Below are 21,781 nucleotides of genomic sequence, written 5' to 3'. Positions count from 1 at the left end.
AAGCGCACGGCAGCCATGACTTGCGTCCGGCCATGGCCATCTCCATCTCCCGGTTACCGCCAAGGCTTCATCGAGCAACCGACGCTGCGACCCCCACGGTCCGCGCGAGGAGACAATCATGAATGGCATATCTAAGACACTGGATGAGATGACGATTTTCGAACGGGCCAGCCTTCTCGACACCGTTGCCGACGCCCTGGAAGCAAGCGCCGGGGAAGCCGATGACGAGGGCGATACCCGTTTCGTTGCAAACTCCATGAGCGTCGCGAATACGATCCGAGGCCTGACTGGAGACCTTGGTGCCCGCGATATGAAGGCGGCCGAATTGCTCCTCGAACAAGGCATTATGCTCGTTTATCAGTTTGCGAACCGGAAACCGGCGGGACTTTTGAACTAGCGCCCGCGAAAACGGCCCGTCGCCTGTGGAGCAATCAAGGGCACGTCTGCCGGGGAGGGTTACGGCTCGTAGTATGCAGTAGCCCTGATGATTATCGTCATGGCTGTCCGCGTTGGCGGGCGCTTGAGCCAGTCGCCAGGCTACAAATCCAAGCAAGCCAACCGCCGCAAGGCTAAGCCATACCTCCCCAACGGTTGCTTCAACAGGGTATCCAGAGCGGCCTTCGTATCCGGTTTTCCACTCCCGGATCCCGAGAAGACTGCCAAACCGGCTGTGAGAAGAAATACGATTCCCAGTTCGCCATATCCGGTCCGCAAACCATGCGAACTCGGTTCCGTCCATACCTTTTGTCTTCCGATTCCAACGGAAACGGAGATAGGACAAAACGGTTCCAGCAAACCGGCGGATCGAACAGGGAAGGCCGCGCGGCGGCGGTCGGAACTCCAACAGCGTCCGAACAGTCGGCCTAATGCATGGCCGCGAGTTGAACCGCGGTTCTGGCGTCTTCCGCACCAACCTGACCCTTGATGGACGCCACGCAAGCTGTCCACGCACGCTGCCATTTGGTCGTGCCCTGGTTCGGCTCATGGATAAGCCAGGTCAAGGCTTCTTCGGGAGAGCCGACAACGATGCGCATACGGCTATCCCCCAGCACGAGCGGTTTTTTCCATCGGTGTACCAACATTGCCGGGCTCCAATCACGAGTACAGTAAAGCCAGTGAAGTACTGGTTCCCACAAAGATGGGTACCCGGGAAGGTCATTTCATCAGCCCCGCCGATCGCAATGCTGCTTCGATCGTTTCCTGAATACCACCGGGTCGCCCGGTATTGTCCGGTGAAGGATTGCCAGTGGGACTATCGTGTCGTTTCTCAAAGGATGGAGTAAGACCCCACTCGTAGGCAATCTGGCGGGTGGAGGAAATACCCACGTCGATCATGAAAGGCGCCGCCTTCTCACCGGTGCTGGCCACGTCGATCGGCGTTCCGTGGCCCATTCCAGATATGGCGTGATACGAGATAAGGACTTGGCCCGCATCGTCCTTCCACACTTTCGTCGTATCTCGATCTGCCGTCTCTATCGCCGTTGGTTCGGAATTCAGCTTGTGAACCCCACGCCACTGGTCCAGGAGAGCGATAGCGTTGGCCGAGGAGACCGTCTTGTCCGCCGTGCCGTGCCAGATGGAAACGGTCGGCCAAGAGCGGACAGAGGGAGCTGCTTTGACGAGGAGTTCCGCAAGCTCGGGAGCACGAGGCAGTCCGTGACCGCGCATCCTGTCGAATGCCTCTGGAATGGTGGAAGCGGTTCCGTATGGCAGACCGGCGATGATTGCTCCGCCGGCAAAGACGTCCGGATAGGTTGCGAGCATCACGTTGGCCATCGCGCCGCCCGCGGACAGCCCGGTCGCGAATATCCGCTTCCGATCGATTCCGTGTGTTATCACGACGGTCTCGATCATCTGCCTGATCGAAAGCGCTTCCCCCTGATCGCGACGGATATCGTCCGTTTGGAACCAGTTGAAACACAGGTTGGGATTGTTGCCGCGTGTCTGCTCTGGATAGAGGACGACGAACCCGAACTGATCGGCAAGTGTCGACCACCCTGAGCTGTCATCATATCCCGCGGCAGTTTGAGTGCAGCCGTGGAGCACCACCACGAGCGCTGGCTGGTGGGCCAGTGCCGTCGGTACGTATAACCTTGCGGACAGCTCACCCGGGTTTGGCCTGAATGCCAGATCGGCAAGCCGGGAAGCGGGCTCATGGGGATGGGTATGGCGACTCAGGCGAGCAAGGCGCTCGAGCGTGTCGCACAGGGATCGCATTTGGTCTCCTAGCTGTCATGGCCAAGTTGGCAATGATGAGCCTAAACGAGATCGAAGAGCAAAAGTTGCTGCACTGCACAAATTTAGTATCGGGACCGCTTCAGCGTGGTGGCGCAATCATGTTCCGACGATCCCGCCCACTGGCACGTTCAGCCAATCCCAGGTCGCCCATTGACAGGTGGGCCTCATTCGATATTCTGTTGTAAGACTAGCTACAACATAATTATAGAACAATAGGGAACCAGTCATGAAGAATTTCGTCGCATTCCTTCTCGGCACGTCGCTCGTCGCCATGCCGACCGCCATGATGGCGCAGGACAAGGGTGGCGTCATCAACGTCGCGACCATCGGCGAACCGCCGACGCTTGATCCGATGTCGTCGACGGCCGACCTTGTAGGTATCGTGACGCAGCATATCTTCGAGACGCTGTACACGTTCGACAAGAAATGGAATGTGACGCCGCTGCTGGCCGAAAGTCTGCCGGAAATCAGCGCGGACGGCAAAACCTATACGATCAAGCTCCGGACCGGCATCAAGTTCCACGACAACAGCGACATGACCTCGGACGACGTCGTCGCGTCACTGAACCGCTGGACAAAGATCGCCTCGCGCGGCAAGCAGGTTGCCGGTTTTATCGACTCGATCGCTGCTGTCGACCCCGCGACCGTGAAGATCGTGCTCAAGCAGCCCTATGCGCCGCTTACCTCGCTACTGGCCTTCAACAACTCGGCGGCAATCGTCATTCCATCCGAGAAGCAGGACGAGCCGATGAAGGAATTCATCGGTACCGGCCCTTATATGCTCAAGGAGCGCAAGGCCGACCAGTATATCCAGCTGGTTCGTTTCGATGGTTACAAGTCGCGGGACGGTGAGAGCGACGGCTACGGCGGCGCTCGCCATCAGTACCTGGACGAAATCCGCTTCGTGCCGGTCCCAGATCCGAATACCCGTGTCGAGGCAGCGGTTTCCGGCCAGTATGACTATGTAGATTCCATCCCGGTCGAATCCTTCGATAAGTTGAAGGGTTCCACTGCGTCGCAGCCGGTCATGCTGAAGCCCTTCGGTTATCCGGTCTTCGTTTTCAATACCAAGGAAGGCGTTGCGAAGAATGTCGAGGTGCGCAAAGCGATCCGCCATGCGCTGAGCATGGAAGACATGATGGCTGCAGCCTTCGGAAGCACCGATTTCTATGCGCTGGATGGCGACATCTATCCCGAGGCCTATGCCTGGCACACGGATGCAGGCGTTGAAGGCAACTACAATGTAGCAAAACCCGAGGAAGCGGCTGAAGCACTGAAGAAGGCGGGCTACAACGGCGAGCCCGTGCGCATCCTCACCAGCCGCCAGTATGAGTTCCACTACAAGATGGCGCAGGTTGCCGCCGAATATCTGAAGCTTGCCGGTTTCACCGTCGACATGCAGGTCGTTGACTGGGCGACGCTGACACAACGCCGTACTGATCCGAAGCTTTGGGATATCTACATCAGCCACAGTCCGTTCCTCCCGGAGCCGGCCCTTATCGGCTCGCTGTCGACCAGTGCGCCGGGCTGGTGGGACACGCCAGCGCGCAAGGCCGCCGTCGATGCGTTCACCTCGGAAGTCGACCCGGCCAAGCGCGTGGCCCTGTGGGCCAATGTCCAGAAGGCGATCTACGATGATGCGCCGTTCATGAAGATCGGAGACTTCAACGCGGTGGCGGCAGAGTCCAACAAGCTCGAGGGCGTCGACCCGGCTCCTTGGCCGTATTTCTGGAACGCCTCGATCAAGAAGTAAGCATTTGATCGCAGGGTATCGGCCAGCCCGGCCGATACCCGTGTTCCATCGTGCCCCAGATCGGCACAGGGATCAGACATCCATGATACGTTATATTCTCCAGCGACTTGCGGGCATGATCGTCGTCATGTTCCTCGTCGTGACGATCGTCTTCATCATCGTCCGCGTCACGCCCGGCGATCCGGCTGCCGTCATGCTGGGGCCGGATGCCACGCCCCAGGACATCGCCGAGCTTCGTACCCGCCTTGGACTCGATCAGGCGCTCGTCGTTCAGTACGTCTACTACCTCGGGCAGATGCTGAAGGGTGATCTCGGCCAGTCGATCTTCCTTAACATGCCCGTGACGTCCGCGTTGCTGGAGCGCGCGGAACCGACATTCTTCCTCACGCTGTTTTCGCTGATCATCGCAAGCGCCATCGCCTTGCCGATCGGCATCTATGCCGCCTACAGGCGGGGATCCTTCCTCGATCAGGCAGCCACGATGCTCGCCATGTTCGCGGCCAGCATCCCCAGCTTCTGGCTCGGTCTGATCTTGATGCAGGTCTTTGCCGTACGCTTCAATCTGTTCCCGGTTTCCGGTTACGGCGGTCCCGACTCGACCTTCCTCGACCGCATGTATCACCTGACGCTGCCTGCCTTCGCGCTCGGCCTCGTTTCGTCGGCGCTGATCCTGCGCTTCACGCGCGCATCGATGCTCGACGTGCTGGGCGACGATTACATCCGCACGGCACGCGCCAAGGGCCTGGTCGAACGCCGCGTGATCCTGAAGCATGCGCTGAAAAATGCCCTGATCCCGATCCTCACTGTGCTTGGGCTGACTGCTGCCGTATTGATTTCGGGAGCGGTTGTCACCGAGACCGTCTTTGGTCTTCCGGGCGTCGGCAATCTTGTCGTTTCGGCGGTTTTGCGCCGCGACTACCCGGTCATTCAGGGAGCGCTGCTGGTGATTGCCGCGCTCTATGTCCTCATCAATTTTGCGATCGACATGCTCTACCTGCTGGTCGACCCGAGGGTGCGCTACTGATGTCGGATCTATCAATCAAACCCGCCGAAAGCGATGGCCGCAAGTTCGTTCGCCGGCTGTTCAAGCGCAAGACGGTTGCCGTCGGCGCTCTGATCCTGGTCATCTTCGTGCTGCTTGCCATTCTGGCGCCGTGGATAACGCCCTATTCACCGTCGAAGCTCTCGATCGTCAACCGCCTGAAGCCACCGGGCGATGCATATCTGTTCGGTACCGACGAATTCGGTCGCGACGTGTTGTCGCGTACCATCTTCGCCGGGCGCCTTTCTCTGCTGGTCGGCGCTGCGGTCGTTGTGCTTTCCGCATTGATCGGCGTGACGCTCGGGCTGCTTGCCGGCTTCTTCAAGAAGCTCGATACGCCGATTGCACGATTGATCGATGCGATGATGGCCTTTCCGGATATTCTGCTGGCAATCGCCCTCGTTGCCGCGCTCGGGCCGTCACTGACGACGGTGATCGTTGCGCTGTCAATCGTCTATTCGCCGCGTCTCGCCCGTATCGTTCGTGCATCGACGCTGGTCATTCGCGAACTTCCCTATGTCGAAGCAGCCCAGGCGCTCGGCATTTCGACCTATCACATCATGACCCGGCACGTGCTGCGAAATCTGCTGTCGCCGATCCTGGTCCAGGCGACCTTTCTTTTCGCCAGCGCCATGCTTGCCGAAGCCGGCCTTTCGTTCCTCGGCCTCGGCGTCAGTCCGGAGATTCCGACCTGGGGGACGATGATCGCCGCCGGCCGCCAGTATATCGGCCAGGCCGACTGGATGACTCTGTTTCCCGGCGTTGCCATCATTCTTTCCGTACTCTCGCTGCAAATGGTCGGCGACGGGCTACGCGACATGCTCGATCCAAAACTTCGAAAGGACTTGTAAATGACCGGTGAAAAAGCGGGCAAGCCGCTCCTCCTCACCAATGTGAAGCCGATGGCTTTCGGCGCAGGCACGCCGGCGGGCGCAATCGATATTCTAGTCGATGGCGAGGGCAAGATTGCCCAGATCGGTCCGCAACTTTCCGTCGCGGATGACGTCACGCGCGTCGACGGCAAGGGCGCCTTTATCTCGCCTGGCTGGGTCGATCTTCACGTCCATATCTGGCACGGCGGCACGGATATCTCGATCCGCCCCTCCGAGTGCGGTGCCGAGCGTGGCGTGACGACGCTGGTCGATGCCGGCTCTGCTGGCGAAGCCAACTTCCATGGCTTCCGCGAATATATCATCGAGCCATCGAGAGAGCGCATCAAGGCCTTCCTGAACCTGGGTTCGATCGGCCTTGTCGCCTGCAACCGCGTGACCGAATTGCGCGACATTCGCGACATCGACCTCGACCGGATTCTCGAATGCTATGCTGAAAACAGCGAGCACATCGTCGGGCTCAAGGTGCGCGCCAGCCATGTGATTACCGGCTCCTGGGGCGTGACCCCGGTCAAGCTAGGCAAGAAGATCGCCAAGATTCTCAAGGTGCCGATGATGGTACATGTCGGCGAACCGCCGGCGCTTTACGATGAAGTTCTGGAAATTCTTGGCCCCGGAGACGTCGTCACGCATTGTTTCAACGGCAAGGCGGGATCGAGCATTATGGAAGATGAGGACCTCTACAATCTTGCGGAGCGTTGCGCCGGCGAGGGTATCCGGCTCGATATTGGTCACGGCGGTGCTTCCTTCTCCTTCAAGGTTGCCGAGGCGGCAATCAACCGGGGGCTTCTGCCCTTCTCGATCTCGACGGATCTGCACGGGCATTCGATGAATTTCCCCGTCTGGGATCTGGCCACGACCATGTCGAAGCTGCTTTCCGTTGGCATGCCGTTCGACAAGGTGGTCGAGGCGGTGACTCATGCGCCGGCGTCGGTCATCAAGCTGTCCATGGACGATCGTCTGGCGGTCGGCCAGCGGGCAGACTTTACCGTCTTCGACCTCATCGATTCCGACATCGAGGCGACGGATTCCAATGGTGACGTCGCGGTTCTCAAGAAGCTGTTCGACCCGCGATATGCGGTGATCGGCAGCGAGGCGATTACGGCCAGCCGTTACATCCCGCGAGCCCGCAAGCTCGTCCGCCACAGCCACGGCTATTCGTACCGCTAGTTAAAACACGCAAATCGCATGACAGGAGCCTACGTGAACACGTCTCCAGCAACGGCCAAGACGCCGCCCGGCTCGCCTTATGACAGGCTGGCGGCACTTGGCATCGAACTTCCGCCGCCGCCGCCGCCGATCGCCAATTTCGTGACGCATGTGCGAGAGGGGAATTTTCTCTATCTGTCCGGTCAAGGCCCGCGCGAAGCCGATGGCCTCCTGCATACAGGCAAGGTGGGAGCCGAGATCGGGATCGAGGATGCCTATGGCCATGCCCGGCTGACGGGCATCAATCTGCTTGCGGTGATGCACGAGGCGCTTGGCGATCTATCGCGCGTCAAACGCATTGTGAAGCTGCTCGGCATGGTGAACGCCGTGCCGTTCTTCACGGACCACCCAAGCGTCATCAACGGCTGCTCCGATCTCTTCATCGGTGTGTTCGGCGAGCAGGTTGGACAACACGCCCGCTCCGCCGTCGGCTTCGGCTCGCTTCCCGGCAATATTACCGTCGAGATCGAGGCGATCGTCGCCTTGTACGATTGAGAGGAAAACCTAGTGGTTGCGCCAGCCCATGACCTTTTCAATGCGTTCCGCCGATGCGCGCACATGCGCGGTGTAGCGGTTGTCGGAGGAAAAAGCCTTCTGCTCCGGGAGCACGATGGAAATTGTCGCAACGCACTGGCCGTCCCGGTCGCAGATCGGCGAGGCGATGCACGCAACCGCATAGTCGGATTCGCCGGCCTGGATGGAAAGACGCGATTGGAATGCGTCACCAGCGGACGAAGCAAGCACGCCCGGGTCCATCTCGGCCCGGCCGGTCGGCGAGGACTTGGCGCACCGCTTGAAGAGCTCGATACGCTCGGCCTGCGGCAGGTGGCCGACGAGCAGGCGGCCCGACGCCGTCCAGTTCAGCGGCACCCGCGTTCCGACACGGGACGCAACCTGGAAATGGCTCGGGCCATCCGCCATGGCGAGCACCAGCATGTGGTCGCCGTCGCGACCGCAAACCTGGACCGTCTCGCCGGCCTCGCGGCAGAGGTCATGCATCTCGTGCGTGGCAACGCTCATGAAATCCAGGGAGCGGGCATAGGCGAGGCCATAGTGGTACAGACGCGATCCGAGCCAGACCGAGCCGTCTGCGTGGCGCGTCAGCATGTTCTTTTCGACAAGGTCGTCGACAATCACATAGACGGTGGAGAGCGGCGCGTTCACGGCCTTTGCAATCGCATAGCCTCCCGCCGGCGCGCCGGTTTCATACAGGTAGTCGATGATCTGCAGCGCCCGGTCGATTCCGCTTACGCGGGAGCGGCGCGCGCCCTTGGCGTCGGCGCCGTCAACCAAGGCATCAACTTCGGGGTGGGCTGCGATTGATGTCTTGCCGTCCAATGCACGTTCCTCGCGTTCGAATATGAGTCTATTACATTACTATGGCATAGCCGTCGATAGGGCAGATTACAATAAGCGCCCGTTCCCGGCCGAAATTGGAGATACGCATGTCAGATGATATTCGCACGTCGATCGGTCTTCGCCCGGTCATCAACGTCTCAGGCACGATGACCAGTCTTGGCGCATCGATTGTGGTTCCGGAGGCAATCGCCGCGATGTCGTCGATCCTGCCGCAGTTCGTCGAAATCAACGACCTGCAGCGCAAGGCAAGCGCCGTCATCAACCGGCTCACCGGTGGTGAAGCAGGCTTCGTCACGGCATCGTGCTCGGCGGGCATTTCGCTCGCGGTCGCCGGCGCCATCACCGGCAACAATCTTCTGGCGATCGAGAAGCTGCCGGAGGTTACCGCCGGCAAGGATGAAGTGCTGGTTCAGATGGGCCATGTGGTCAGCTACGGCGCGCCAGTTGACCAGGCAATCCGCCTTGCCGGTGGCAAGGTCGTGCTCGTTGGCCAGGCGACCTCGGCACATCGCTACCATATGGAGCAAGCAATCACCGAAAGAACCGCGGCGGCGGTCTACGTCGTGTCGCACCACGTCGTTGACTACGGGCTGCTGAACCTCAAGGAGTTTGTCGAGATCGCCCATGCCAGAGGGGTACCGGTAATCGTAGATGCCGCCTCGGAATATGACCTGCGCATCTTCCTGGCGCAGGGCGCCGATATTGCGATCTACTCCGGCCACAAGTTTCTGGGTGGCCCGACCTCCGGCATCGTGGCGGGGAAGAAGGAGCTCGTGCGCAGTGCCTTCCTGCAGAACATGGGCATCGGCCGCGGTATGAAGGTCGGCAAGGAAAGCATTTTTGGCGTCATGGCGGCGCTGGAGGCCTGGGAAAAACGCGACCACGCCGGCATCCGCGAACGCGAGACCAACTATCTCAATCTCTGGAAGCAGACACTCGAGGGTCGGCCGGGCGTGACGGCATTGATCGAACCAGACCCGACCAATAACCCTCTCGATCGCATGCGCGTCATCATCAGCCCCGAGGAGGCGCATATCACTGCCTGGGATCTGTCCGATGCCCTTGCACGAGGCACGCCGCCGATCATCGTACGTGACCACGAGGTCGAGCATCGATATTTCTACCTCGACCCCTGCAACCTGCATCCGGGCCAGGAAAAGATCGTTGCCGGTCGCCTTGCTGAAGAGCTCGACAAGGCGCGCGCCTCCAACGAGATCATCGCAACGCCGTTCGAGAACCGCAGCAAGCACCGTTTCGACGGTGCGCTGCGTTGGCCGGACTGATCCGTCCGCATCCTGCGCAACCAAGAGGAAATGACAATGGCAAGCTTCCAGGCTCAGGCGATCCAGAGCACAGAACCGGTTCTATCGGTTGAGAATCTGACGACATCGTTTCTGGTCGAGGGTGAATGGAAGCCTGTCGTGCGCGACGTTTCCTTCGACGTGGCGCCCGGCGAAACGGTCGCCATCGTCGGGGAATCCGGCTCTGGCAAGAGCGTCACATCGCTGTCGATCATGCGCTTGCTACAGGCGGATTCGAGCCGGATCGAGGGCAGGATCATGCTCGGCGGGCGCAACCTGCTGTCATTGCCGGAAAGCGCGATGCGGCAGGTGCGCGGCAATGAGGTTGCGATGATCTTCCAGGAGCCGATGACGAGCCTCAATCCGCTCTTTACGATCGGTGACCAGATCTCCGAAGCATTGCTTTGCCACTCGGCGATGTCGAAGGCGAAGGCGCGTGCGGAAACCATACGCCTTCTCGAAAAGGTTCGAATTCCCGCCGCAGCCTCGCGTTTCGACGAATACCCGCACCGTTTCTCCGGCGGCATGCGCCAGCGCGTGATGATTGCCATGGCGCTGGCCTCCAAACCAAGACTGTTGATCGCCGACGAGCCGACGACCGCGCTAGATGTTACCATCCAGGGCCAGATCCTCGACCTGATCAAGGTGCTGCAGGAGGAAGAGGGGACCTCGGTTCTTTTCATCACCCACGACATGGGGGTTGTCGCCGAGATCGCCGACCGTACGGTCGTCATGTATCGGGGCGAGCAGGTGGAAACCGGTGCGACGGCCGATATCTTCCACCGCGGCAGGCATCCCTATACGCGCGCGCTGCTGTCGGCGGTGCCTGTGCTGGGCTCGATGGGAGGACGCGAGCGGCCATTGCGCTTTCCCGTCGTCAATGCAGCAACCGGAGAATCCGATTTGCCTGTAGAGGCTGCAGACACCGTGGCCGCGATGGCCCGTCCGGTCCTCGAGGTCAAGGGCCTGACCAAGCGTTTCGACATTCATTCCGGGCTCCTCGGCCGGGTCAGCGGGCGCGTTCACGCCGTTGAGAATGTCTCCTTCGATCTCCGGGCTGGCGAGACGTTATCGCTGGTCGGCGAGTCCGGCTGCGGCAAATCAACGACCGGACGTGCTGTCATGCGCCTTATCGAGCCGGATGGCGGCTCTGTTCTGGTCGATGGCAAAGATGTGCTGGCGCTCGACAAACGCGGCATGCGCGAGATGCGCAAGACCGTGCAGATGATCTTCCAGGATCCGTTCGCGAGCCTCAATCCGCGCATCCGGGTCGGGGCGGCGATTGCGGAGCCCTATCTGGAGCACAAAATGGGCACCAAAAGGCAGGCGAAGGAAAAGGTCGCGGATCTGCTGACGAAGGTCGGTCTTTCGCCTGATATGGCATCGCGCTTCCCGCATGAATTCTCCGGTGGCCAGCGCCAGCGCATCTGCATCGCCCGCGCACTTGCGCTCGATCCCAAGGTCATCATCGCCGATGAGAGCGTGTCGGCGTTGGACGTGTCGATCAAGGCGCAGGTCATCAACCTGATGCTCGATTTGCAGCAGAGCCTCAACCTTGCCTTCCTTTTCATCTCCCATGACATGGCGGTCGTCGAACGCGTCAGCCATCGCGTTGCCGTCATGTATTTGGGGGAAATCGTCGAGATCGGGCCGCGCGCCGCCGTCTTCGGCAACCCGCAGCACGAATACACCCGGAAACTGATCGCGGCCGTCCCCGTCCCCGATCCCGATCGCCGGTCGACGAAACGCATGGTCGCCTACGACGAGCTCAAGAGTCCCATCCGGCCAGTCGATTACGAACTGCGGGCACAGCATTACCGCGAGGTCTCACCGCATCATTTCGTGGCGATTTGAATGCCGGGAGACCGCCCCGCTTCGGTCCGCCGATGCCGACCCGCCGCCCGATTCGCCGACGAGCAGTTCTGAAGGTGGAAGAGACCAGCCGGGAAATCGCGAAACTTCCCGGCTGCTCGGACTAGCCAAGAGGCAAAACCAGCACGTCGCGCGCCGGGACCTCGATTTTGCCGCCAGTGTAAACGTGGGCAACCGGCCAGGCGGCTTTGCTGTTTTGGAGTTCGCCAAGACCATCGGCCAGTATAACCTCCGTTGACTGTGCCTTTCTTGTCGGGTTGACGAGCCACAGGAAACTGCCGTTCTCGCCCTTGTGAACACGGGCGAAAAGCGTGCTGTTGGAGAGCGCCACATGCTTCGCGCGACCGCTCCATGCGATGAGTGCCGCGAAGAAGGCACCATTGGCCCTGCCGTCGGTGCGGGAGTAGGCGACCGAGGGGTTGGTGCCGATCAGCAGGGTGCGCCCCTTGCCGAAGCTGTTCTCGACGATGGCGAGACGGCCGTCGGTGAAGGTGCCACGGGCTGTTCCGCCGGTCAGGCGATAGGACTGCAGCAGTCCGCCGCCGTCGACCGCAAGGCCGTTCATCTCGAAATGGATCCGGTCGCCGATGTCGGGCATGAATTCGACCTCCTCCTCGCGCGCCCCGAAGACGGCGTCGAGACCCATGTTCGGCTGCACCTGGCCAACATGGCCGCGGTCGCCGAAATAGCCGGGGCAGGCTTCGGCGATCAGCGTGCCGCCTTTTTCCACCCAGATCTTCAGCCTACCCGCCTGTTCGGCGGTGAACATGATCGGATAGGGGAAGTAAAGAAAATCGTAGGCGTCGATGTCGTCGATATGCACCCAGTCCGGCTGCAGGCCGTTGTCGAGGAAGGCGCGATAGGCACCCCACATGGCGTCCGGATAGGGCTTCTCCTTGCGGTCATGGTTCAGCAGGTAGTCCCACTCCTGCGTCTCGCGCACGACGAGGATGCCGACCTCGCCGCGCACCGGCTTTGCCTCCCACAGGGTTGTCTGCGCCGGGTCGTTCGCCCATTTTGCCAACGCGCTCTGCATGTCCGAACGCGGCGTGCGCGAGCCGTCCATGCCGTAGGCGCCGAAGGCACCGAAAAGCGGGCCGTCGAGCAGAGGGCGCCAGCGCAGGTTCAGCACGCCGCGGGCGCCGCCGGCAAGCGAGGTCATGCTCCAGATGCGGATATCCTCGGGCTCGGCGACACGGCCGTCCTCCTTGTCGCGGCCGATCACCTGGGGCTGCAGCCAGAGCGGCCCGCCCTGGCGTTCGGCATGCCAGAAGGGCTTTCCGCGTGCGGCGGCGCGGTTGATGTCGACGCCGTACCAGGTCTTCCAGGGTTCGGTACCCTTGCGGGCCTGGATCCAGGTGAAGCCGTAGACTTCGACCTTGGAGGCGGCTAGCCAGTCGTCGCAACCGTTGGATGCCATGTTCGGGATCGCACCGGAGATGCCGTGGGCGGCGATGACATTCGTCGGATCGACGGCGCGGATCGTGTCGATGCGCCACTGCATCTGATCGTAGAAATTATCGCGCTTGAACTGCAGCCAGTCGATACATTCGGGGTAGGGCGCCATATGCACAGGCGGCTCGACATCCGCCCATTCGGCGTAGCTGTAGCGGTACCAGGCCTTGGCAAGCGCTTTCAGGCTGCCGTATTTCTTTTCGAGCCAGGTGCGGAAAGCCGCTTTTGAATAGGTGCTGTAATCGACATCGGCGGAATAATTGCACTCGTTCCAGACGTCGTAGCCGTAGATCGCCGGGTGGTCCTTGTAGCGGGTGGCAAGCGCCGTCAGGAATTTACAGGCCGCCTCCTTCACTTCCGGGCAATTGAGTGTGAGTGCGCCGGCACCCCCGCCATTGTTGGAAAAGCCGCCGGTTGCCGCTGAGACCCCCATATAGGAGCCGAGTTTGGTGCCGTCGGCATTGACCTGCAGGGCATCGGCATATTTGCGCACTGCCCAGTCCGGCACGGCGTGGATCAACTCGGCGATGATGGTTTTGATGCCGTTTTTGGCGGCGAGGTCCATCTGGCGGTCGTACTCCTCCCAGTCGTAAACGCCGGGCGCGGTCTCGATGGCGCTCCACATGAACCAGTGGCGGAAGATGTTGAGACCGTCTTCGCCGGCCGTTGCGTAGTCCTTCTCCCAGTCCTCCCGCGGCGGGTTCGACTTGCGGAAATAGACGGCGCCAAAGGGAAACTGGATTTCTTTGTTGAGCATGGTCTTGTCCTTTTTCGATCGCGTTCGGACATGGCTGCGCCGCCCGAAGCCCGGCTTCGGTCAAGGCAGTCGACGATGATGTCCGGTATTGCCTATGAACAGTTTTCTAGCGCGACCCTCCGGCAAGAAGGTCCAGCGTTCGGATGAGGGCGGAATGGTCGCGTTCGCCGTCGCCGTTGGCGATCGCGGCGTTCATCAGCTGCTGGGTCGCAGCCGTATTCGGAAGCGCGAGGTCGAGCGCGCGTGCGGCATCGACAGCCAGCGTCATGTCCTTGCGGTGCAGGCGGATCCGGAAGCCGGGCTCGAAGGTCCCCTTTACCATGCGCTCGCCATGCACTTCGAGGATGCGGGAAGCGGCGAAACCGCCCATTAGCGCGGAGCGCACCTTGGCCGGATCGGCGCCGGCCCTTTTCGCAAAGAGCAGGGCCTCGGCGACCGCCTCGATTGTCAGCCCGACGATGATCTGATTGGCGACCTTGGCCGTCTGGCCGTCGCCGACGCTGCCGACCAGCGTGATGTTCTTTCCCATCGTCTCGAAGAGCGGTCTTGCGCGTTCGAAGGCCTTATCGGTGCCGCCGACCATGATCGTCAGTGAAGCCGCCTTGGCGCCGACCTCGCCGCCGGAGACCGGGGCATCGAGATAGGCGCAGCCGAGCGCTTCGATGCGGCGGGCGAAGCCCTTGGTGGCGACAGGCGCGATCGAGCTCATATCGATGACGAGCTTGCCGGCAGACAGGCCCGAGGCGACGCCGTCCGCGCCGAAAAGCACCGCCTCGACATCTGGCGTATCCGGCAGCATCAGGATGACGATGTCGGAGGCTTCCGCCACCGCCTTTGCGGATGAAGCCGCCCTGCCGCCTTTGGTGACGAGATGCTGAGAGCTCTCTTTCACCCGGCTCAGATGCAGCGTGTGGCCCGCATCGATCAGGTGTTCCGCCATCGGGCGGCCCATGACGCCCAGTCCGATAAATCCGATGTTCATGCTGTTCTCGCTCACTTCAGATATGGTTTCATCCAGTTCAGGCCTTCGCTGGTGCCGGCCTTCGGCTTGTATTCGCAGCCGACCCAGCCGTCGTAGCCGAGGCGGTTGAGTTCGGAGAGGATGAAGCCGTAGTTGATCTCGCCGGTTCCAGGTTCGTTGCGGCCGGGATTATCGGCGATCTGCACATGGGCGATCCTGTCCTTGAGCCGCGTGAAGGTGGGGATCAGGTCGCCCTGCATGACCTGCATGTGGTAGAAATCGTACTGGATGTAGAGATTGCCGGAGTTGACCTTGTCGAGGATGCGCTCGGCATGGGCGGTCGTCGACAGGAAGAAACCGGGAATGTCGCGCAGGTTGATCGGTTCGATCAGCAGCTTCACACCCGCATCGGCTGCGCGTTCGGCGGCATATTTGAGGTTTTCGACCAGCACCCTGTCCAGCACTTCAAGATCGCTTCCATTGGGCGCGAGCCCAGATATGACGTTGATCTGCGGGCAATCGAGCGCCCTTGCGTAGTCCAGCGCCAATGTGACGCCATTGCGGAATTCGTCGATGCGATCGGGCAGGCAGGCGATGCCGCGCTCACCGCCTGCCCAGTCTCCGGAGGGCACGTTGAAGAGCGCCTGCTGCAAGCCGCTTGCCTTCAGCGCTTCCACGACCTTCTCCTTCGGCTCGGCGTAGGGGCCGAGATATTCGAGCGCAGCGAATCCATCTCTGGCTGCAGCAGCAAAGCGGTCGAGGAAGGGAAGCTCCTGGTACAGGAACGAGAGATTGGCGGAGAATTTGGGCACTGGAGCGTCCTTATGCATTGGCAGGCGCGACGAAACGATGCCGGTGCAGCATGCGCTTGTCGCGTGGGTCGGGATTGGGAACGGCTGAGATGAGGCTCTTGGTGTAGGCTTCTCGCGGCGCGGTGCAGATCTGCTCGGCCTCACCGAGTTCGACGATCTTGCCGCGATGCATCACCGCGACACGGTCGCAGAAGTAGCGCACCACGGAGATGTCGTGCGAGATGAAGATAAAGCTGAGGTTCAGTCGCTGGCGGAGGTCGAGCAGCAGGTCGAGAATCTGGCTGCGGATGGAGACATCGAGCGCTGACGTGGCTTCGTCGGCGATGATGATGCGCGGATCAAGCGCAAGCGCACGGGCGATGCCGATGCGCTGCCGCTGGCCACCGGAGAAGGCGTGCGGATATCGCTCCATGCCCATCGGGTCGAGGCCGACCAGCCGCATGAGTTCGGCAACACGGCCCTCCATAGCCTTGCCCTTGGCCAGCCCGTTGACGATGAGCGGGTCGCCGATGATCTCCTTGACCGTCATGCGCGGATTGAGCGAGGCGAAAGGATCCTGGAAAACGAGCCGTACCTCGCGGTGAAAGCCGCGCAGCTCCTTGCTTGTGAGCTTGGTAACCTCGGTCTCGCCTCCGTCCCTGCCGTGGTAGGTGACGCTGCCGTTGGTCGGTTCGACGGTGCGCAGGATGAGCCGTCCGAGCGTTGTCTTGCCGGAGCCGCTTTCGCCGACGATACCAAGGTTCTCGCCCGGATAGAGATCGAAGTTGGCGTCGTCGACGGCGCGCAGGGTATTGGTGCTTCCGTGCCAGCCGAAGGTCTTGCCGAGATTGCGGACCGACAGGATCGGTCGCGGCGCCTCGGACGACAGCGCGACGGCGGGCAACCTGCCTTCGACATGATGGGTGAGCTTGACCGTCGAGGCCAGCAGCTGGCGCGTATAGGGGTGCTCCGGCGCATGGTAGATCTTGTCGACGGGGCCTCGCTCAACGATCTTTCCGAAGCGCATGACCGCGACCTCGTCAGCCACTTCCGCCACCACGCCCATGTCATGGGTGATGAGCAGCATTGCCATGCCGCGCTCCACCTGTAGGCGCTTGATGAGGTCGAGGATTTCGGCCTGGGTGGTGACGTCGAGCGCCGTGGTCGGCTCGTCGGCGATCAGGATATCCGGATTGCCGGCCAGCGCCATGGCGATCATGGCGCGCTGACGCATGCCACCGGAAAATTCGAAGGTATGGCGGTCCACCATCTTGTCGGGATTGGGGATTTCGACCTGGCGCAACAGTTCGACCGTCAGGTCGCGGGCAGCCTTCTTGTCGAGATTGCTGTGCAGGCGCACCGCTTCGACGATCTGCGAGCCGATGGTATGGACGGGCGACAGCGAGCTCATCGGCTCCTGGAAGATCAGGCCGATGCGCCGTCCGCGGATCGCCCGCATGGCGCTGCTGCCAGGCGTCAATGTCGCGACGTCGGTGATGTCGCTGCCGTTGCGCAGCAGGATCCGGCCGCCGACGATGCGGCCTGGACTGTCGACGATCTGCAGCAGCGAGCGAGCGGTAACGCTCTTGCCGGAACCGCTTTCGCCGACGAGGCAAAGCGTCTGGCCGCGCCTGAGCTGGAAGTTGACGTTCTCGACCGCGTGCAGGATATGAGTACGCAGCCGGAAGTCGATCGAGAGGTCCTCGACGGAAAGAACGACGTCGTCGGGAAGGTCGGGCATGGCTTCCTCCTCAATTGTCATAGGGGTCGGCAGCGTCACGGAGGCCGTCGCCGAAGAAATTGAAGGAAAGCACGGCAACGACCACCGCGAGCGACGGCCAGATCAGCAGCCACGGCGCGGTCGCGACGGTGCGGATGTTCTGGGCGTCCTGCAGCAGTACGCCCCAACTCACCACCGGCGGCTTGAGGCCGATGCCAAGGAAGGAGAGCGACGTTTCCGCGACGATCATCGTCGGCACCGCGAGCGTGACGACGGCCAGGATGTGGCTCGTCAGCGACGGCAAGATATGACGGAATATCAGTCGCGCCTCACTCGATCCGTCGAGCCTTGCGGCGGTGACGAAATCGTCGCTGCGCAGCGCCAGGAATCGCCCTCGCACTTCGCGGGCAAGACTGGTCCAGCCGAGCAGCGAGACGATGATGGTGATCACGAAATAGACGTTGAGCGGAGACCATGTCAGCGGGATAGCCGCTGCTAACCCGAGCCAGAGCGGAATTGTCGGCATGGCGCTCACCACCTCGATGACACGTTGGATGATGGTATCGACCCAGCCGCCGTAAAAGCCGGAAATCGAACCGAGCATGACACCCAGGATCAGCGACATGGCGACGCCGACGAGCCCGATCGACATGGAGACGCGGGTGCCGTAAATCAACCGCGTAAGGACGTCACGACCGAGGCGGTCTGCACCGAGCAAATACATCGGATCGTTCGGATTGACCGGGCCGATGAAATGTCGGTTCATCGGGATCAGGCCCCAGAGGCTGTAGGCCGGGCCTTTGACAAAGAATCCGATCGGCACGACCTTGGTATCGTCGACGACGAAGGTGCGCCTGAGCGCCACCTTGTCGATCTCGACCTTGTAGCCCTTCACATGAAAATTGAATTCGGAGCTGCCGTCGGGCTTGGTTACAAAGAAGCTGATGCCCTGTGGCGGCGCATAGGTGTATTGCGGCCTCGAGGTGGACGGCAGGCTGGGTGCCAAGAATTCGGCGAAGAGGCCGACCAAATAGAGCAAGAGGATGATCCCGCCGGCGACTATGGCCACTTTCTGGCGTATCAGCTTGCCCGCAACCAGCCGCCAGGGGCCGACCGCGGCGGTCGAGACCGCCTTGCCTTGCTTCAACGGGCTGATCGACGGGCCTTCGGCGACGACAAGGACCGGACCGGTGTGGGTTCCGAATGTTTCGTGCGTACTCATCGGGCTCTCCTCAGTTGAACCGGATGCGCGGATCGAGCAGCGCAAGCAGCACGTCCGACAGCAGCATGCCGACGAGGGTCAGCGCGGAGAGCAGCAGAATGAAGCTGCCGGCGAGGTACATGTCCTGCGAGACCAGCGCCCGGAAAAGCAGCGGGCCGGCCGTCGGCAGGTTCAGCACGATGGCTGTGATCGTCACGCCCGAAACCAGATGCGGCAATACCCAGCCTATCGCCGAAACGAAAGGGTTCAGGGCAATGCGAACAGGATACTTGAGGATGACCTTGTATTCTGGCAGGCCCTTTGCGCGGGCGGTGACGACATAGGGCTTGTGCAGTTCGTCCGTAAGGTTGGCGCGCAGGATGCGGATCATCGCTGCCGTTCCCGAGGCACCGATGATGATGATCGGAATCCAGATATGGGCAAGAAAATCGCCCATCTTGGCGAAGCTCCAGGGCGCGTCCGCATATTCCGGCGAGACAAGGCCGCCGACGCTGAGGCCAAGATATTTGTAGGCAATGTACATCAGCGTCAGCGCCAGGATGAAGTTGGGCACGGCAAGGCCGATGAAGCCGAAGAAGGTGAACACGTGGTCGCCGATGGAATGGCGGCGTACCGCCGAGTAGATGCCGATCGGCAACGCGACGATCCAGACGAAGATCAGGCTCAGCAGCGAGATCACCAGTGTCGAGCCCATGCGCGCCCAGATGAGGCCCGATACGGGCTGGTTCCATTCGAAGGACCAGCCGAAGTCGCCGCGGCTGACGATCCCCCACATCCATTTCAAATATTGGACATAGAAGGGATCATCGAAGCCGTAGATATGCTTCAGCCGTTCGATCTGCGCCGGATCGACGGCTTGCCCGCTGTCGCTCATCGTTGCGATCATCGACGTAAGATAATCACCCGGCGGCAGCTGGATGATCAGAAAAGAGATCAACGACATGCCGAACAGGGTCGGTATCATGTAGAGCATGCGCTTGAAGATATAGCCAAGCATCGGAATGTTTCTCCTCCCGTTGAGAGCGCCTGACAGCCGCCTTCTTCGGATATCCATCCGCCTCCGGCCCGTTGGGGCCAGAAGCGCTCCTCCTTGCAGCACACCTCATTTCCAGGTGAGGTGCAGCACCTCCAGCCGCTCGATGCCCGGCACCTCCACCTGTGCACGGCCATCCCTGATGCTGACGTTCGCGGCGCGGTCGGCGACGACGAGCCAGGCCCGCGCCACCGACTTGCCGGAGGGAATTTCCACGGAAACGGACTGCGCCGCCAGTGGGTAATTTTCGCGTATCGGACCCTTCATCATCATCGGATTGGTGAGATTGAAGAGGCTGAGCGCAATGCCGTCGGCATTCTCCCGCAGCGACAGGTCGACGACTCCCGGCCCGTTGACGGTGATGCGTGGCGTCTTGCCTAGCGCCCAATGGACGGCATTGGCAATCAGGCGGGCGTGGTCGACGGCAAAGACTTCCCAGAAGATCTCGCCGATATTCCAGGGAATATAGACAGTGCGGCCGCCCTTTCCGGTCTCTCGGGCGATGACGGCAGCACCTTCCGGCGCCTTGCGCGGATAAACCTCCTCCATCGGCAGGTCCGGGAAGTCGGGCACGTAGAGGAAGGGCGTCTCGGCGCCGTTCACCGGTTCGACGTGGAGCAGCCGCGTACCGCCCATGATGCGTTCGGCGCCTTCATAGCCCTCGTTGAGGGGATGATCGCCGGAAAGCGCCACGTAGGCGTTCTTGACGATGCCGCGCGGGCCTGAAACGAATTTGGCGCCGAGCACGTCGGACAGGCCGAATTCCGGGCGTTGTTTGCCAAGCTCGTCGCGCAACGACGTTTCGTAGGATGCAATCACGCTGCCGCCGCGCTCCACGTAGGCACGGATCGCCGCGTTCTGTTCATCCGACAGGCAGGAGGTGTTGGCAAGGATGATGAGCCTGAAGCGATCGAGATTTTCCTCCGTCAGAACCTGGTCCGAAAGAAGCTCGAAGGGAAGGCGGGCCTCGACAAGCGCGTGGTAAAAGCCAAGGTCGTGCTTCTCGGCGTTGGGTCGCTCCTCGGGTGCCCAGTGGCGCAGCGTCGTGGACGGGTCGATGACAGCGATTTCGGCGGTCGGCTTCATGCTCTCGATGACCGGCTCGACGGCTGCCTGCAGGGCGAAGGCGTCGGCCACCGGCTCCACCCAGCGCTCGTCTGGCACCACTCCGTTGAACTTGGTGAACCAGGCGTACAGGCCATGAGCCGTGCCATCGTTGATCCAGAGCTGCATCTCCTCGCCCGAGGTGACGGCATCTTTCCAGCGATATTCTTCTTCCGGACCGATCGAGGTGATGAGAACGACGGGGCGGTCCGGGAAAGTCGCGCGGATGCGCTTGCCGTTGCGCCCTGCCGACCAGCCGAGTTCCAGACCCTTTCGGCCCTGGTGGTCGACGACGAGGAACGGGCAGTGCTTGGCGATGACGGAAAGGTCGAATTCCATCAGCGAGGCGCCGCCCATGTTGGGGATAAAGCTTGCATGCGGGCGGATCGCCTTCACCGCGTCGTCCCATTGGGCGATCATGTCGGTGAGCACCCGGCGGCGCCACTGCACCCAGGCCTGCCATGCCGGATCCTCGGCGTCGGGCTTCGTCGGTAGGGCGTGGCCGAACATATCCTTGAAGCGGCGAGCACTGTCCTCGCTGTAGTCGACGCCGTGGCCTTGCCAGCGATTGGCGAAAACCGCATCGATGTCGTATTTGCGTACGATCTCTTTCACCACCTCCGGCATGAAGACCGTGTTGTAATCGCCGTAAGCGTTGGTAACCCAGACGTCGGGATAGGCCCAGTGGCGGCGCGGCGTGCCGTCGGCATTGATCATCACCCATTCAGGGTGGGCCTTGGCCGCATCGTCATGGATGGCATGCGGGTCGACGCGGGCCATCACATGCATGTCGAGCTTGCGGGCAGCATCAACCAGCGCGCCGAAAATATCCTTGTCGCCGAGATATTTGCTGACGTAGTGAAACGGCACCTCGCTCGGGTAAAAAGCGATGTAACCGCCGGCGCTGAGGCAGACCGCGTTGGACTTCGTGCGCTTGAAGACATCGACCCAGAAGGCCGGGTCGTATTTCTCCGGATCATCCTCGACGAAGGTCAGCTGGGTCCAGCGGGTCGCGGTCTTGAACCAGTCCGGCGTTCTCAGCGTTCCGGTGTTCTGTTTTCTGGCATCGAGCAT

At 61.3% G+C, this 21,781-nt stretch carries 18 protein-coding genes and 1 pseudogene; 8 read left to right on the top strand and 11 right to left on the bottom strand.

Features of this window, described 5'->3' with window-relative positions; genetic code table 11:
* The first annotated feature begins 118 nt into the window (after positions 1-118).
* Complete coding sequence (locus ASC90_RS23550; RefSeq protein WP_056545895.1) at positions 119-397, top strand: hypothetical protein; 279 nt, start codon at positions 119-121, stop codon at positions 395-397.
* Between the two features lie 99 nt (positions 398-496).
* Here ASC90_RS23550 and ASC90_RS30130 read toward each other — a convergent pair.
* From ASC90_RS30130 to ASC90_RS23540, 3 genes and pseudogenes are all read right to left on the bottom strand, one after another.
* A pseudogene (locus tag ASC90_RS30130) lies at positions 497-714 on the bottom strand (DUF1206 domain-containing protein); the annotation flags it as partial.
* Positions 715-863: 149 nt separating this feature from the next.
* Positions 864-1,082, bottom strand: coding sequence for a DUF982 domain-containing protein (locus tag ASC90_RS23545; RefSeq protein ID WP_056545893.1), 219 nt, complete (start codon positions 1,080-1,082; stop codon positions 864-866).
* Between the two features lie 73 nt (positions 1,083-1,155).
* On the bottom strand, positions 1,156-2,217 hold the full coding sequence (locus ASC90_RS23540) for a PHB depolymerase family esterase (RefSeq protein ID WP_056545890.1): 1,062 nt from the start codon (positions 2,215-2,217) through the stop codon (positions 1,156-1,158).
* 247 nt (positions 2,218-2,464) lie between these two features.
* Here ASC90_RS23540 and ASC90_RS23535 point away from each other — a divergent pair, with 247 nt between their 5' ends.
* From ASC90_RS23535 to ASC90_RS23515, 5 genes are all read left to right on the top strand, one after another.
* The gene (locus ASC90_RS23535; protein ID WP_056545888.1) at positions 2,465-3,991 is read left to right on the top strand and encodes an ABC transporter substrate-binding protein; all 1,527 of its coding nucleotides are present in this window, start codon (positions 2,465-2,467) and stop codon (positions 3,989-3,991) included.
* A gap of 82 nt (positions 3,992-4,073) precedes the next feature.
* Positions 4,074-5,015 carry an ABC transporter permease gene (locus ASC90_RS23530; protein ID WP_056545886.1) on the top strand — a complete coding sequence of 314 codons (942 nt, stop codon included), beginning with the start codon at positions 4,074-4,076 and terminating at the stop codon, positions 5,013-5,015.
* Positions 5,015-5,884 (top strand): ABC transporter permease, encoded by an 870-nt coding sequence (locus ASC90_RS23525; protein WP_056545884.1) that lies wholly within the window; start codon positions 5,015-5,017, stop codon positions 5,882-5,884. Before ASC90_RS23530 ends, ASC90_RS23525 begins: the two co-directional genes overlap by 1 nt.
* Positions 5,885-7,093: an amidohydrolase/deacetylase family metallohydrolase gene (locus tag ASC90_RS23520; RefSeq protein ID WP_056545882.1), complete on the top strand. Its 1,209-nt coding sequence runs from the start codon at positions 5,885-5,887 to the stop codon at positions 7,091-7,093.
* Between the two features lie 33 nt (positions 7,094-7,126).
* Complete coding sequence (locus ASC90_RS23515) at positions 7,127-7,627, top strand: RidA family protein (protein ID WP_244480440.1); 501 nt, start codon at positions 7,127-7,129, stop codon at positions 7,625-7,627.
* 9 nt (positions 7,628-7,636) lie between these two features.
* On the opposite strand, the gene ASC90_RS23510 is transcribed toward ASC90_RS23515, so the two are convergent.
* The gene (locus ASC90_RS23510) at positions 7,637-8,470 is read right to left on the bottom strand and encodes an IclR family transcriptional regulator (protein ID WP_056545879.1); all 834 of its coding nucleotides are present in this window, start codon (positions 8,468-8,470) and stop codon (positions 7,637-7,639) included.
* A 107-nt stretch (positions 8,471-8,577) separates the two neighbouring features.
* Here ASC90_RS23510 and ASC90_RS23505 point away from each other — a divergent pair, with 107 nt between their 5' ends.
* Together ASC90_RS23505 and ASC90_RS23500 are read left to right on the top strand one after the other, a co-directional pair.
* Entirely contained in the window at positions 8,578-9,774 is a 1,197-nt protein-coding gene (locus tag ASC90_RS23505) for an aminotransferase class V-fold PLP-dependent enzyme (RefSeq protein ID WP_056545877.1), read from the top strand.
* A 36-nt stretch (positions 9,775-9,810) separates the two neighbouring features.
* On the top strand, positions 9,811-11,646 hold the full coding sequence (locus ASC90_RS23500; protein WP_056545875.1) for an ABC transporter ATP-binding protein: 1,836 nt from the start codon (positions 9,811-9,813) through the stop codon (positions 11,644-11,646).
* A gap of 121 nt (positions 11,647-11,767) precedes the next feature.
* Here the strand turns inward: ASC90_RS23500 and ASC90_RS23495 are convergent, their stop codons facing one another.
* The 7 genes from ASC90_RS23495 to ASC90_RS23465 all read right to left on the bottom strand — a co-directional run bounded on the left by ASC90_RS23495 (position 11,768) and on the right by ASC90_RS23465 (position 21,781).
* The gene (locus ASC90_RS23495; RefSeq protein WP_056545874.1) at positions 11,768-13,876 is read right to left on the bottom strand and encodes a beta-galactosidase; all 2,109 of its coding nucleotides are present in this window, start codon (positions 13,874-13,876) and stop codon (positions 11,768-11,770) included.
* Positions 13,877-13,982: 106 nt separating this feature from the next.
* A complete protein-coding gene (locus tag ASC90_RS23490; RefSeq protein WP_056545873.1) occupies positions 13,983-14,858 on the bottom strand; it encodes a 2-hydroxy-3-oxopropionate reductase in 876 nt (291 codons plus the stop codon).
* Positions 14,859-14,869: 11 nt separating this feature from the next.
* A complete protein-coding gene (otnI, locus tag ASC90_RS23485; protein WP_056545871.1) occupies positions 14,870-15,649 on the bottom strand; it encodes a 2-oxo-tetronate isomerase in 780 nt (259 codons plus the stop codon).
* A gap of 10 nt (positions 15,650-15,659) precedes the next feature.
* A complete protein-coding gene (locus tag ASC90_RS23480; RefSeq protein WP_056545869.1) occupies positions 15,660-17,369 on the bottom strand; it encodes an ABC transporter ATP-binding protein in 1,710 nt (569 codons plus the stop codon).
* Positions 17,370-17,379: 10 nt separating this feature from the next.
* Positions 17,380-18,570, bottom strand: a complete 1,191-nt coding sequence (locus ASC90_RS23475; protein ID WP_056545867.1) for an ABC transporter permease — start codon at positions 18,568-18,570, stop codon at positions 17,380-17,382.
* Positions 18,571-18,580: 10 nt separating this feature from the next.
* Positions 18,581-19,567, bottom strand: a complete 987-nt coding sequence (locus ASC90_RS23470) for an ABC transporter permease (RefSeq protein WP_056545865.1) — start codon at positions 19,565-19,567, stop codon at positions 18,581-18,583.
* Between the two features lie 105 nt (positions 19,568-19,672).
* Positions 19,673-21,781: an alpha-amylase family protein gene (locus ASC90_RS23465; protein WP_056545864.1), complete on the bottom strand. Its 2,109-nt coding sequence runs from the start codon at positions 21,779-21,781 to the stop codon at positions 19,673-19,675.

This window comes from Rhizobium sp. Root1220, assembly GCF_001426265.1.
GTDB lineage: Bacteria > Pseudomonadota > Alphaproteobacteria > Rhizobiales > Rhizobiaceae > Rhizobium.
This window is presented reverse-complemented; position numbering and strand designations above follow the sequence as displayed.

Excerpts from the sequence above, each read along its gene's own strand:
- ASC90_RS23550 (WP_056545895.1), top strand. The coding sequence starts at position 119 with ATGAATGGCATATCTAAGACACTGGATGAGATGACGATTTTCGAACGG.
- ASC90_RS23545 (WP_056545893.1), bottom strand. The coding sequence starts at position 1,082 with ATGTTGGTACACCGATGGAAAAAACCGCTCGTGCTGGGGGATAGCCGT.
- ASC90_RS23540 (WP_056545890.1), bottom strand. The coding sequence starts at position 2,217 with ATGCGATCCCTGTGCGACACGCTCGAGCGCCTTGCTCGCCTGAGTCGC.
- ASC90_RS23535 (WP_056545888.1), top strand. The coding sequence starts at position 2,465 with ATGAAGAATTTCGTCGCATTCCTTCTCGGCACGTCGCTCGTCGCCATG.
- ASC90_RS23530 (WP_056545886.1), top strand. The coding sequence starts at position 4,074 with ATGATACGTTATATTCTCCAGCGACTTGCGGGCATGATCGTCGTCATG.
- ASC90_RS23525 (WP_056545884.1), top strand. The coding sequence starts at position 5,015 with ATGTCGGATCTATCAATCAAACCCGCCGAAAGCGATGGCCGCAAGTTC.
- ASC90_RS23520 (WP_056545882.1), top strand. The coding sequence starts at position 5,885 with ATGACCGGTGAAAAAGCGGGCAAGCCGCTCCTCCTCACCAATGTGAAG.
- ASC90_RS23505 (WP_056545877.1), top strand. The coding sequence starts at position 8,578 with ATGTCAGATGATATTCGCACGTCGATCGGTCTTCGCCCGGTCATCAAC.
- ASC90_RS23500 (WP_056545875.1), top strand. The coding sequence starts at position 9,811 with ATGGCAAGCTTCCAGGCTCAGGCGATCCAGAGCACAGAACCGGTTCTA.
- ASC90_RS23495 (WP_056545874.1), bottom strand. The coding sequence starts at position 13,876 with ATGCTCAACAAAGAAATCCAGTTTCCCTTTGGCGCCGTCTATTTCCGC.
- ASC90_RS23490 (WP_056545873.1), bottom strand. The coding sequence starts at position 14,858 with ATGAACATCGGATTTATCGGACTGGGCGTCATGGGCCGCCCGATGGCG.
- ASC90_RS23480 (WP_056545869.1), bottom strand. The coding sequence starts at position 17,369 with ATGCCCGACCTTCCCGACGACGTCGTTCTTTCCGTCGAGGACCTCTCG.
- ASC90_RS23475 (WP_056545867.1), bottom strand. The coding sequence starts at position 18,570 with ATGAGTACGCACGAAACATTCGGAACCCACACCGGTCCGGTCCTTGTC.
- ASC90_RS23470 (WP_056545865.1), bottom strand. The coding sequence starts at position 19,567 with ATGCTTGGCTATATCTTCAAGCGCATGCTCTACATGATACCGACCCTG.
- ASC90_RS23465 (WP_056545864.1), bottom strand. The coding sequence starts at position 21,781 with ATGCTCGATGCCAGAAAACAGAACACCGGAACGCTGAGAACGCCGGAC.